The sequence below is a fragment of the uncultured Gemella sp. genome, assembly GCF_963529685.1.
In the GTDB taxonomy this organism is placed as follows: Bacteria; Bacillota; Bacilli; order Staphylococcales; family Gemellaceae; genus Gemella.
Window position 1 is genome coordinate 1 of record NZ_CAUSAI010000003.1, and the last position, 13,175, is coordinate 13,175.

12 protein-coding genes are annotated in these 13,175 nt (G+C 29.3%); all 12 read left to right on the forward strand.

Translation table 11 applies throughout. The features are described from left to right. The coding region (locus RWS90_RS00865) for a mucin-binding protein (RefSeq protein ID WP_314548021.1) at positions 1-1,790 on the forward strand (1,790 nt) is incomplete at its 5' end. Between the two features lie 232 nt (positions 1,791-2,022). Beyond that, entirely contained in the window at positions 2,023-3,024 is a 1,002-nt protein-coding gene (locus RWS90_RS00870; RefSeq protein ID WP_314548022.1) for a hypothetical protein, read from the forward strand. A 302-nt stretch (positions 3,025-3,326) separates the two neighbouring features. Continuing rightward, the gene (locus tag RWS90_RS00875; protein WP_314548024.1) at positions 3,327-3,962 is read left to right on the forward strand and encodes a hypothetical protein; all 636 of its coding nucleotides are present in this window, start codon (positions 3,327-3,329) and stop codon (positions 3,960-3,962) included. 369 nt (positions 3,963-4,331) lie between these two features. Next, positions 4,332-5,516, forward strand: a complete 1,185-nt coding sequence (locus RWS90_RS00880) for an acetate kinase (protein WP_314548025.1) — start codon at positions 4,332-4,334, stop codon at positions 5,514-5,516. Positions 5,517-5,576: 60 nt separating this feature from the next. Further along, on the forward strand, positions 5,577-6,737 hold the full coding sequence (locus tag RWS90_RS00885; protein ID WP_314548026.1) for a CCA tRNA nucleotidyltransferase: 1,161 nt from the start codon (positions 5,577-5,579) through the stop codon (positions 6,735-6,737). A gap of 28 nt (positions 6,738-6,765) precedes the next feature. Beyond that, entirely contained in the window at positions 6,766-8,616 is a 1,851-nt protein-coding gene (locus RWS90_RS00890; RefSeq protein WP_314548028.1) for a 3'-5' exonuclease, read from the forward strand. A 98-nt stretch (positions 8,617-8,714) separates the two neighbouring features. After that, positions 8,715-10,025, forward strand: coding sequence for an asparagine--tRNA ligase (asnS, locus tag RWS90_RS00895; protein WP_314548029.1), 1,311 nt, complete (start codon positions 8,715-8,717; stop codon positions 10,023-10,025). A gap of 10 nt (positions 10,026-10,035) precedes the next feature. Continuing rightward, positions 10,036-10,557, forward strand: coding sequence for a hypothetical protein (locus tag RWS90_RS00900; protein WP_314548030.1), 522 nt, complete (start codon positions 10,036-10,038; stop codon positions 10,555-10,557). Next, entirely contained in the window at positions 10,538-11,182 is a 645-nt protein-coding gene (gene nth / locus RWS90_RS00905) for an endonuclease III (RefSeq protein ID WP_314548031.1), read from the forward strand. The genes RWS90_RS00900 and nth overlap by 20 nt, the downstream gene beginning before the upstream one ends. An 11-nt stretch (positions 11,183-11,193) precedes the next feature. Beyond that, positions 11,194-11,646 carry a signal peptidase II gene (lspA, locus tag RWS90_RS00910; protein ID WP_314548032.1) on the forward strand — a complete coding sequence of 151 codons (453 nt, stop codon included), beginning with the start codon at positions 11,194-11,196 and terminating at the stop codon, positions 11,644-11,646. Between the two features lie 329 nt (positions 11,647-11,975). Continuing rightward, positions 11,976-12,500, forward strand: a complete 525-nt coding sequence (locus RWS90_RS00915; RefSeq protein WP_314548034.1) for a PBECR4 domain-containing protein — start codon at positions 11,976-11,978, stop codon at positions 12,498-12,500. A 154-nt stretch (positions 12,501-12,654) separates the two neighbouring features. After that, a complete protein-coding gene (locus RWS90_RS00920) occupies positions 12,655-13,158 on the forward strand; it encodes a methylated-DNA--[protein]-cysteine S-methyltransferase (protein ID WP_314548036.1) in 504 nt (167 codons plus the stop codon). The last annotated feature ends 17 nt before the right edge of the window (positions 13,159-13,175 follow it).

A 13,175-nucleotide genomic window follows, 5' to 3' on the forward strand; every position in this document is an offset into this window, starting at 1 on the left:
AACAAGTAACACGTACAATTAATTATGTTGATGAAGAAGGAAACAAAGTTTCTGAGAAATCAACAGACAAAGTTACATTTACACGTGAAGCTAAGATTAACGTAGTAACAGGTGAGATTACTTATGGAGACTGGAAAGCAGTTGGTGGAGATAGTACATTTGATAAAGTATCATCACCAGTAGTTAAAGGTTACATCCTTAAAGACCCAGCTCAAAAAGAAGTTGCTGAAAGAAAAGGAATAACACCAACTGTTGCAAATCAAACGATTGAAGTGGTTTACAAGAAACTTGGTTCATGGATACCAAGAATTCCAGACGGTGTAACGCCACCAACAGGAACAGATATGACACCAAAACCATATCCAAATAATCCAACAGATCCAACGAAACCAGGAACACCGACAGAAACAGTTCCTCATGTACCAGGACATACTCCGGTAGTACCGAAAGACCCAACGAAACCAGTGAGTCCAGAAAACCCACTAGTACCGTTAACTCCAGTAGATCCAAAAGACCCAACGAAAGGTTATAACATTCCACCGGTACCAGAGAATCCAAGTCTGGATATTCCAATCGAGTATGTAAAAGACGGACAACAAAGAGCGATTGTAAACTTCGTAGATGAAAACGGAAATACAGTAGAAGCATCTATTTTACAAACTGGTAAAGCAGGAGATAAATTCATGAAAGATGCATTAGTGAAAGCTACAATTTCTAAGTTAGAATCTAAAGGCTATGAAGTGAAAACAAATGACTATCCTAAAGAAGGAACAGGGGTATTTGATAATGATACTAAAGTAGATCAAATCTTCACAGTAACAGTTCGTAAGATAGAAGTTCTTCCACCAACACCAAGAGTTGTGGAACGTCCAGGAGGAAATACTGTAGTAGAAGTTGGCGTGCCGAATAAGGATGCGGATACGTTGAACATTTGGTATACAAAACGAAATAATCCAAACGCTCCAAGAGAAGAGATTGTTACTAAGAAAGACAAAGATGGAACATGGAAAATTGAAAAAGCTCCAGAAGGAGTTACAATTAATCCAAGTACCGGAATAGTTTCTATCCCAGGTAATAAAATTCAACCGAAGACATGGATTGATACTCAAACGAAACATGAAACTAAGTTTAGTAAGATTGTATCAGTAATGCCGAACATTCATGACTTAAAAGAATTTGTAGGAACAACAGAATGGATTGACGTTGAAGGTAAAGTCTTGAAACCAAGCGAAGAGGGTATTCATGAAAAAGGAAGATTTGATAATCTTGTTTGGTTAGTAACTATCCTTGAAGGAAATAAAATTACACATATTTTCGGACCAGGAACACCAACGGTTGACAAACCTGAATACAAAGTTACAGTATGGTTTGATGAAAATGGAAATCCAATTAAACCGGACAAACCTGGTACTCATGAATCAGGTAAAATTCCTGGATATAGATTTATTACGACTACAACGAAAGATGGTGTTACTGTTCATAAATTTGAAAAAATAACACCAGTAGATCCTAATAAACCTACACCAGTAGATCCTAATAAACCTACACCAGTAGATCCTAATAAACCTACACCGGAAAATCCGACTACTCCAAATCCGGAAAAACCTGGAACGCCTACACCAGGCTCACCAACAATTCCTAATGCTGTACCTGGTAAGGTAACTGAAAAACAACAAGTTAAACGACTTGCAAATACAGGAGAAACAGAAACTAATACTGGTCTAGCAGGTCTAGGATTAGCAATGTTTGGAATGGCATTAGCAGCGATTAAACGTCGTAAAGATAAATAACACTGAAAGAGAAGCAAAATTTGCTTCTCTTTTGGCTTTTTGTGGCTCATTGCCATGTTCAGTATATGAGAATAGTAAGCGTCCAATAAGGAGGTATCTATCATCCAAACATAAATTCCTTTATAATACAAATATAAATAAGAAATGGGTAATATTTTAATAGAAAATGAAAGTAATTTGTGTTAATATTATTATAAATAGAAACATTTTAGGAAGATACAGGGATATTTATATGGATAAAAATAATAACAATCAAAAGTACTATAATCAAAATAATGAGCATAATAATGATTATCAAGTTGAACAATATCAGGATATGAATTATCATAATGATGATATTAACTATGCTAACGGCAATTATGAACAAAATAATTGGAATTATAATAATTATTCTAATCAAAACATAAATGAAAATTATCAAAATTATAATTACGAAAATGCACAGTATCAGTCGAATAACCAAGAATACTATAATCAAAATTATAATAATCAAGAATTTGAATATGAAGAGTATAAAGAACCTAAGAAAAAAACAGGATTAATGTTTCTTATTAGCTTCTTGATAATAGGATTATTAGCGATATCTGGTTACTTTGGCTATACTAAATATTATTTGAATAGCAAAGCGGTAGTAGATTTAAGTCAATATGAAATTGAATTTAAACCTTATGGTACAGATGGTGATGGAACTGCTTCGGCTGATATTAAGAAAATTCCGACAGTTAAATCTGACGACCCAACTGTTGCGAAATTTTTACAAGAGCCGAGTATTACATATAGCAAAACCAATAATTTACGAAATGGTGAAAAAGTTGAGGTTACTATAAGTTTGAGTAAGGCTTCTGCTGAGGCTAAGAAACTTGAATTAAAAGGTGAGTTTAAACGTTCATATACTGTTAGAGGACTAAATGAAAAATCTAAAGATAGTTTTAGAGATGGAAACTCGTCATCAGAAACAAAAGTTTTAAGAGAAGATAGCTCGATTGATACTAAGGGATTATCAGATGCGCAGGTTGCTGATTGGGCAAGAGCAATGTATATTAAAAATTATTCGAGAAATTCTTCGAATTCTGACTTTTCTTATGATATTTGGTTGGGTAGCGATCATTTAGCGTATGTTAATATAAAACGTGATGGTGATGTTGTTGCTAAATATAGAGTTAACGCTCGTGGTCAACTTGAACATAATGAACACGGAAGTTGGTATGTCGTAAGTAATACTTTCACATCATAAAGATGTAGTGACTAAAATATTTTTATATTCGTTAAAAAATAGTAATAATTAAAAGTCTTGACAATAATTTATTTACAATGTTATAATTATATGTAGAATATATTACTTTGTGGGCTAGTGGATATGGTCTGCACCCGCCTGTGGGCTCAACTATTATATATCGTGATGGGTTGAGAAAAAGAATATCAGGACTACCTACCCTTGAGGAATAGATAGGGCATATCTAGCGTGAGGTGAAACTCAATACGTGAAAGAGAAGGAAGTTCTACAGCTTCCTTCTCTTTTTTTAGGAGAAGATAAAAATGACATATACTTTGAAATGGTTAGAAGAATTCGATGGTGATATTGATATTCTTAATATTGATATGTCCTGTTTAGCAAATACAATAGAGAAATATGTTTCTCAATATAAATATACATATACGACAAATATTAAAGATTGTCCTGATTTGGTATTATCAGTTTCAAACTCTTCAATTCCACATTTACTAGGTCTATCAAAAGAGCATCATTTAAACTTACCAACTAATAATGCTGCTAGCATATTTGAAGGTTTAAAAGATGATTGGACTTTGGAAAGACTTAATAAAGCGGATAATGGTTGGTTTAATGAAAATAAATTCAAACTAATCGGAACATTATTGCTGTATCAAATACTAAACTTAAAGGAATGTAAATTTTATACAGTAGAGACAATTTTAAATAAAAAAGTGGGTTCACGTTTTAAAAGAGATAATATTTATTTTGTAGTATTCAAGTCAGCCAATGGTATCAGTTATACTTTAGAACTATCCAAGGAACAGGGAAAATATTATTTTCCAAGGAGTTTAAAAATTAATGATACATCTATAAAATATTGTAAAGAAATCGAACTACAACTTACAAATAAAATAAGGTTAAAAACTAATAAGGTTAGAAAAGTAAAGTGGTCATCTTAACGATACATATTTTATGATAATTATAAAAATAATTTTTGTTTAGATTTTAAAATTTATCTATACATAATGCTATTTTGTAGTGTTTAAAATTATATTAAAATTATTCACGATTAGATATGAAAACAGTACAATGTATGTCGTAAGTAATACTTTCACATCATAAAGATGTAGTGACTAAAATATTTTTATATTAAATAAAAAACTATACAAAGTTGAAAAACCGATAGTAAGAATATAGATAGCGTATTCTAATTATCGATTTTGTTGTAAATTTTTTTACAAAAAAATATATTTACCTCTTGTAATTAATTATAATTAATGAGATAATAGAGTATATAATGCAAATAGAGTAAGAGGAGATTTATACTTATGACAAAGATATTAGCTATTAACTCAGGAAGTTCATCATTAAAATTTCAATTGTTTGAAATGCCTGAAGAAACAGTTATTACAAAAGGACTAGTTGAAAGAATCGGTATTGATAACAGTGTGTTCACTATCGAGTTCAACGGTGAAAAAAATAAAGAAACATTGGATATTCCTAACCATGATATCGCAATTGAAATGTTACTAGAAAAATTAACTAAATTAGGAATTGTAAAAGATGTTAAAGAAATCGAAGGTGTTGGACACCGTGTAGTTCACGGTGGAGAATTCTACGATGCATCTGTTTTAGTAAATGACGAAGAATTAGCAAAAGTTGATTCAATAGAAGACTTAGCGCCTTTACACAACCCAGCAAATATTAAAGGTGTTCGTTCATTCCAAAAAGAATTACCAGGAGTTCCTAACGTATTAACATTTGATACTGCGTTCCACCAAAGTATGCCTAAATCAACATACATGTACGCTGTACCAAGAGAATTCTATGAAAAATACGGAGTTCGTAAATATGGTGCTCACGGAACAAGTCACAGATATATTGGTGAGAAAGTTGCTGAAATTCTAGGTAAAGATCCAAAAGAATTAAAAACTATTTCTTGTCACATCGGTAACGGTGCTTCAATCTGTGCAATTAAAAATGGAAAATCATTCGATACTTCAATGGGATTCACTCCATTATCTGGATTAGTAATGGGTACTAGAACTGGTGATATCGATCCGGCTACTATTCCTTATATTGCTCAAAAAACTGGACTATCTCTTGAAGAAATCGTTCGTATTTTCAACTTTGAATCTGGACTTAAAGGTGTATCTGCCCTTTCTTCTGACTTACGTGATGTAGAAGGAGCTAGAGATACTAATCCACACTGTGCAGAAGCTATTGATGTTTATATCAACAGAATTAAACAATACGTTGGTGCGTATGCTGCAGCTATGAACGGAGTAGATGCTATCGTATTTACTGCTGGTGTAGGTGAAAATGCTACATGGGTACGTGAAGAAGTATTAGAAGGTTTAACATTCTTAGGTGTACAAGTTGATAAAGAGAAAAATAATGTACGCGGAAAAGTTGCTGAAATTTCAACAGCTGATTCTAAAGTTAAAGCATTTGTAATCCCAACTGACGAAGAGGTTATGATTGCTAGAGATACTTATAACTTATCTAAATAATATCAAAAAACTTTAAAGGGCTGGGTATTGTACCAGTCCTTTTCTATTTGAAAGGATAATATGAATTTAGAAAACTTTAATAATAAATTTAAAGATGCTATAAATATTCTTAAGACTTTTAATAAAAATGGATTTGAGGCTTATTTTGTTGGTGGTTGTGTAAGAGATTTCCTTTTAGATAAAGATTTTTCTGACATCGATATAACAACGAACGCCTTACCTGAACAAGTAAAAAATATATTTCCAAAAAGTATTGATACTGGAATTCAGCATGGAACAGTTACAATATTAGTTAATGGTGAAAGCTACGAAGTCACAACATTTAGAAAAGAAGACGAATATGTCAATCATAGAGCACCGGATAAGGTTGAATTTGTTAGTGATTTAAAAGAGGATCTAGATAGGCGAGATTTCACTATAAATGCTATGGCACTAGATTATAAGGGTAAGTTATTTGATTTCCATAATGGCGAAGTAGATTTAAAAAATAAAATTATTAAAACAGTTAATGATCCAAATGAAAGGTTTTTTGAAGATGCTTTAAGAATGTTAAGGGCTTTTCGTTTTTCTTCAAGATTAGGATTTGACATCGATAGCAATACTTTAGTAGCAATTAAAAGAAATGCCAAACTAATTGAATACGTCTCTATTGAACGTATTGTTAATGAATTTAGAAAGTTATTAGAGGGGAAGGGAAATATAAATAGTATACAACTAATGTTAGATAGTACGCTTAATAGTTATATTCCGTTCTTAAAAGATATCGAAGTGATTGAAGATTTTTCTGAATATACTTTTTGTCAAAGTTTGTATATTTTATCAAAAACGAATAATATTTCTTTTGACGATTTAAAATCATTAAAGTTATCTAATAAGGAACTTAAACAAATAAAAGAATATGAGAAAATTAATACTGATTTTAAGAATGATATACAATTAGAACTTATTTTATATAAGTATGATATTGAAGATGTTAGATTTATTTGCAGTTATTTTAAATATGAAGATGAATCTGAAATTGAGAAAATTAAATTACCTATTACATCATTTAATGATATTGATATTGAGTCTGAAGAAATCATAGCATTTATTAATAGAAAACCTGGGCCATGGATTAAAGAGATTATTGTTTTATTAGAATATGAGATTTTACTAAATGGCTTAGTTAATAATAAGAAAAACATACTAGATTTTTTAACAAAAATGAGAGATAATATATAAATAAGTTGAAAGTGAGGTGAGAGAATTTATGAATAGATTATTTTGTATAGTTGATATTGAGTTAACTGAGGATAAGGAGATTATTCAATTTTCAGCAGTAAAACTTGATGATACATTGAAAGAATTAGAGTCAATTAATTATTATATAAAACCAAAAAAGCAAGTATCTTCTTTTGTAACGGAGCTTACTGGAATAAGTAATGAAATGCTTGCTGATAAGATGCATTTTGAGGATGTAGCTGTAGAACTCTATAATTTTATTAAAGATGATATACTTGTTTGTCATGGATTGCCATCAGATTATGTTATTTTAAAGAAGAGATTTCATGATGTTGGAATTATGTATAAAGCAAAGATGTCTTTAGATACTGTTGAACTTGCTAGATTGTTTATGCCGTCACAAATAAGTTACAAATTATCTGATTTATCAAATTCTCTTAACCTCTATTCAGGAGAAGGATTTCATAATGCGGCTATCGATGTAAAAGTAACAGTTAAATTATTAGAAGCAATCGCATATAAAATAGCAAGTTTAAATGATTTAAATTATAAAAAGATAGAAGAACTTCTTGAAAAAATTGATTTTAATACATATAGCTTTGTAAAATTTTGTCAGGATAATTTTAAATGTAATTTTGTAGAAAATGATGATTTCTTAATTTTTCAAGGTACTTCCTTTAAAAAGGTAGATTATTCTACTAGAATGGAAAATTATAGTAAAAAATATATAATGTTTTCTTCTATCGATGAGACAGAGTATATACGTAATTTTAAGATTTCTAATTATGAAATTCTTAAGAAAAAAAGTGACTATGTTCCTTTGAATATCTTTTCTCTGTTTCCTAAAAAAGAAGATATAAACTTAGATAAATTATTAATTAAATTATATGTTTGGGTATTAGAAACAAAAACCGGAGATTTTTCTGAACTAAACTTGTTGTATTTAGAGAAACAATACATAGAAAGTATAACAAATGCTTTGCTGATAAGTTCAAAATCTTATTACTTTGATGAAAAGAATAAAGTTGCATTAAGTTCAGAAAATATAGTTACCAATTATGATTCTATAGAGTATTTGATGGAAAATGATAATTTTCAAAAACATATTTATATCTTTGAAAATAAGAAAATTTTAGGACGTGAATTAGATTCTAAAAATACTAAAGACTATTTTTATAAAAATGTTATTGTTGAATTAAATATTGCTGTTTCGAAAAATTTAAAAGACAAAAACATAAAAATGTTAAGAAATAACATAGATGGTCTTGTGAAATTTTTACATGAAATGTATATTTCCGAAAGTTTGTTTTTATACAATGATAGTTTATCTTTTATTATTCAAGATGTGGATGTAATTTTAAATGATATTAAAATTTATCATAAAGAATTACCGATTTCATACAAATTTATAAAAAAATTACGTAGTGTATTGACTAATTCTAAAAACACTTATAAGTTTGTAGTTTTAGATCAAGAAAATAGTTTGAAATTAACTGTTGTTGATGATAAAAAGGTGAAAGCATTGATTAATGTAATTCATTCTAAGAAATACCGTTATTTAAATTTGAAATCAAAAACAAAATATATTTATTGTAATGGTGATGAAGAATTGCTTAATACAAAAACTTTTGGGACTGTTTTATATATATTTGAAAGTAATAAATATAAAGATTTATACTTTAATAAACGAGAGAAGAAAAGTTATATTAAATTCTTTAATTTTTCTATAAAAGATAATTTTAAAGAATTATATAACGAGGTTATAAAAAATAATAAGCTATCTTGTAGATGTTATGCAACAAAAGATATACTAGAGTATAGATATTATTTAAAAAATATTTTCGATAATATTGTGATATTTCGTGATTTAGAACATTAACTTTAAAAATAAGTATAGTTAATTAAAAAATTAACAAAATTATGGTATAATATAAGTAGTTTTTATATATAACTATGAACATACCGAATATAATAATTATGAAAATTAGGAGGGACTTCAAGTTGAACATTAACAATTTAAAAGAACAACTAGGTCAAAAAGTAACTCTTGGTGCATGGATTGCTAACAAGAGAAGTAGTGGTAAAATCGCATTTTTCCAATTAAGATATGGGGCTGGCTTTATCCAAGCAATAGCTCTAAAAGAAGCATTAGGTGAAGATAAGTATCAACAATTACGTCATTTACCACAAGAAACTTCATTAAAAGTAACAGGTTTAATTAAAGAAAATGATAGAGAATTATCAGGTATTGAATTAGAAATTGAAGACTTCGAAGTAATTTCTGAAGCAATCGATTATCCAATAACTCCAAAAGAACATGGAGTAGAATTTTTAGCTGATAATCGTCATATATGGATTCGTTCTAAAAAGCAACATGCTATTTTAACAGTTAGAAATCAGATTATCAAATCAACATATGATTTCTTTGAAAAAGAAGGCTTCTTAAAAACAGATCCGCCAATTTTAACGTCATCAGCTCCAGAAGGAACTACAGAATTATTTAATACTAAATATTTCGATGAAGAGGCGTATCTTTCACAATCTGGACAATTGTACTTAGAAGCTACGGCGATGGCTTTTGGAAAAGTATTTTCATTTGGTCCTACATTCAGAGCTGAAAAATCTAAGACTCGTCGTCACTTAATCGAATTCTGGATGATTGAAGCTGAGATGGCTTTTTGTAATCATGATGAAAGTTTAGCTTTACAAGAAGCATTCGTAAATCATTTATTAACTGATGTACTAGAAAAATGTCAAGAACAACTTAAAGTTCTAGGGCGTGATGTAGAAGCTTTAAACAATGCAAGAGGAGAGTTCCCTCGTATTAAATATAAAGATGCTATTAAATTATTAAAAGAAAATGGTTTTGATGATATTGAATATGGGGATGATTTCGGTTCACCGCATGAAACTTTCATCGCTAACAGCTATAATAAACCTGTATTTATTACACACTGGCCGTTAGATATTAAACCGTTTTACATGATTGAAGATCCAAATGAACCTGGTGTTGTATTATGTGCTGACTTAATAGCGCCTGAAGGATATGGAGAAATTATCGGTGGTTCTCAACGTATTGATGATTACGATAAATTATTAGAAAATCTTAAAAAACATGAGCTAAATCTTGATGCATATGGTTGGTATTTAGATTTACGTAAATATGGTTCTGTTGAGCATGCTGGATTCGGTCTTGGATTAGAAAGAACTGTTGCTTGGATTACTGGTAACGGTCATGTTCGAGAGACTGTACCATTCCCTCGTCTTTTAAATAGACTTACACCTTAGGAGTTTCAAAATGATCAATATCAATGTAAAAGGTATTTTAGTTGATGCTGATTTCTTATTGAATTATACTAGTCATAACTTATCTGGAGAAGAAGCCATATTTCTTCTTCAGATAAGTTATTTGACAAATCAAGGGAAAATACCATTTTCTACAGAATTGGTAAAAGAGCATCTTAAAATGACTGAAAAAGAAATTTTCTCAATATTAGATAATCTAATTAATAAAAAATGTATAGCTCTCTCATCAGATAGTAAGCTTAGATTTTATATTTTCAATGATAAAGAGAACTATTATACTTTAAGAGAATTATTAAAACTTGTAGAACGTGTTACTGGAAAAATACTAACTTCAAAAGAGTTAGATATCGTATCGTCATGGTTTGAAAAACAGTATACAAAAAAAGAAATTGATGAAGCATTAACCTTGTCTAAAAATATTAGTTATGTAAATGGAATTTTAAATAATAAGGTTAGTAAGGAAATTGAGACAGAAAGTGGTAGTAGTTTAGGATATGACTGGTTTAACAAATAGACAAAAGAAAATAAAAGCAAAGAAAATAATGGATTACCTCGATAAAGTATTTCCTAATGTTGAATGTGAATTAGATTTTTCTAATAATTTAGAGTTGATTATTGCGGTATTATTATCTGCTCAATGTAAAGATGAATATGTAAATAGGGCTACAGTAGGGTTATTCGAAAATTATAAAACAATTGATGACTACGCGGATGCTAAGGTTGAAGATATTGAAAAATATATTAAAACGCTAGGATTATACAAAGCTAAATCGAAAAATATTGTTGGAATGGCTAATATGTTACGTGATGTTTATAATTATGAAATACCAAAAACTAGGGAAGAATTAGAAAAATTACCTGGTGTTGGTAGAAAAACAGCTAATGTTGTACTTGCTGTAGGTTTTAATATTCCAGCTATTGCGGTTGATACACATGTTGAACGTGTGGCTAAGATGTTTGGTCTTGCAGAAAAAAATGATAGCCCGCTTCAAGTTGAAAAATCACTGATGTCAATCTTTCCCATGGAAAGTTGGGGGAAAATTCACCATCAATTAATACATCTTGGGCGTTACAAACTTCCTGCGAGAGGTGAGAGAACGATTGATCCTGAGTTAGAAAAATTATTATTAAAAAATTAAAGGAGAGCAGTATGTTATTAATATTTATAGCTACATGTTTTTTGATATTATTAGATCAGTTAAGTAAAAATTTCATAGTTAGGCACTTCACTTTAGGAGAGAGTAAAGAAATTATCACAAACTTCTTTAGTATCTCTTCACATAGAAATAGAGGTGCTGCTTGGGGAATTTTACAAGATAGTAGAATCTTTTTCTTAATTATTACAGTTCTTTTTATTGCAGTGTTATCTTATTATTTGTTTAAACAAAAAGAAACTTTAAATAGTTTTGATAAATTAACATTTGCATTAATATACGGTGGATCTATTGGTAATTTTATTGATAGATTAACACGACATGAGGTTGTAGATTTCTTAGATTTTAGAATATTTGGCTATGATTTTCCTATATTTAATTTAGCTGATTGCTTTATTTGCGTAGGGGTAGTCTTCTTATTATTCAAAATTTATAGAGAAGAAGATTAGGAATTTTAAAGAGGAGACATTATGTAGAATGCCGCCTTATTAAGCTAGCTATTCTTGATATATCAGGAATAGTTGACAAAGTAAAGAGTTTGTATTAAAATTAATTATGAGATAAAAAGGAATATTCATCTCCTTTCACGTCTCGTTCTTAACGTAAAAAATAGACGTTAATCTAGTCGACGACATAGTAGGAACACACTATGTTCCCTGGCAGAGGGTTTATATCTGTTCACCGATCTCTATTCGAGATATCTTCGAGTACGTGTTCATTAAAAGATGTTCATTAGAGCATCTTTTTTAATTTGTTGAGTTTATGAAAGGAATGTAAGTTGGAACTTTTAGAAATTTTAAACGATTATAAAATAAATTTTTGTAATAGAATGTGTTGTATAGAAACAACATATAAAGAAATGAAATTTATACATGTCTATTTTTCTAAAACGGACTTACATCATTTATTAGGTTTACATAAAATATTATCTGGGAATGCAACACAAATAATAAGAGGCATAGAAAATGGAAATATAACTAAGAATCAGATAAAAAAACATAAAAATTTTGGAATGATACGCTCTAGAATAGATAATTATAAGTTTATTCATGAAGTATTCTTTAAAAAAAATGTTGAATTATGTATTGTAGAAAAAGATATTACTTCTAATACAATGTTTCTAAATTTAATTATCTACAAGAAAAAAGGGTATGAAATTGTGGTTTTAGGGCTTAAAAAAAGCAATAAGACCGATATTTACTATCTTGCTACATTACATAAGACTTATGAAAACAAATATCAAAACGCTCGTAAAACTAAGATTATTAATATAAAATGGTTAGGGCTGACCCAAAAGCCTTAAAAATCAACAAAGTTCATATAAAAATTTATAGACGCAATGGTTTATTGATATCTAATAAACTATACGGGGATGACTTAACAAAATCATTATTTTTGGAGTCTCCCCATTTTTTGTTATAATATGAATTTTTATGTAATTATTAAAGGAGTTTCAAATGTATTATTGCATTTATAAGAGTAAAATAGGAGTGTTATATATTATTTCTGATGGAGTCAATCTATGTGGATGCTATTTAGAAGGACAAAAAAATTTTCCTAAAGATTTATCGAATTATATCTATAATGATTCACTTGAAATTTTAAATAAGTGTATGGTTTGGTTGGATAAGTACTTTAATGGTGAAGTACCTAATTTAGAAGATATTCCTATAAAGTTTCAAGGAACTCAATTTCGTAAAGATGTTTGGAGTTTGATTATGAAAATACCACATGGTAAATTAGTAACATATAAATATATTTCTGAAAAAATTGCTGAGGATAGGAGACTTAAGACTATGTCCTCTCAAGCGGTTGGTGGGGCAGTTGGACATAATCCTATATTAATATTTATCCCTTGCCATAGAGTAATAGGAACAAACGGAAGTTTAACCGGATATGCAGCAGGTATTGAAGTGAAAAAATTCCTATTAAATTTGGAAAATGATAATAATGGTTATTAATTAGATCGTTATATACC

What these genes read in the sequence shown, in the direction of transcription:
- RWS90_RS00870 (WP_314548022.1), top strand. Translation starts at nt 2,023, where the DNA reads ATGGATAAAAATAATAACAATCAAAAGTACTATAATCAAAATAATGAG.
- RWS90_RS00875 (WP_314548024.1), top strand. Translation starts at nt 3,327, where the DNA reads ATGACATATACTTTGAAATGGTTAGAAGAATTCGATGGTGATATTGAT.
- RWS90_RS00880 (WP_314548025.1), top strand. Translation starts at nt 4,332, where the DNA reads ATGACAAAGATATTAGCTATTAACTCAGGAAGTTCATCATTAAAATTT.
- RWS90_RS00885 (WP_314548026.1), top strand. Translation starts at nt 5,577, where the DNA reads ATGAATTTAGAAAACTTTAATAATAAATTTAAAGATGCTATAAATATT.
- RWS90_RS00890 (WP_314548028.1), top strand. Translation starts at nt 6,766, where the DNA reads ATGAATAGATTATTTTGTATAGTTGATATTGAGTTAACTGAGGATAAG.
- asnS (WP_314548029.1), top strand. Translation starts at nt 8,715, where the DNA reads ATGAAAATTAGGAGGGACTTCAAGTTGAACATTAACAATTTAAAAGAA.
- RWS90_RS00900 (WP_314548030.1), top strand. Translation starts at nt 10,036, where the DNA reads ATGATCAATATCAATGTAAAAGGTATTTTAGTTGATGCTGATTTCTTA.
- nth (WP_314548031.1), top strand. Translation starts at nt 10,538, where the DNA reads ATGACTGGTTTAACAAATAGACAAAAGAAAATAAAAGCAAAGAAAATA.
- lspA (WP_314548032.1), top strand. Translation starts at nt 11,194, where the DNA reads ATGTTATTAATATTTATAGCTACATGTTTTTTGATATTATTAGATCAG.
- RWS90_RS00920 (WP_314548036.1), top strand. Translation starts at nt 12,655, where the DNA reads ATGTATTATTGCATTTATAAGAGTAAAATAGGAGTGTTATATATTATT.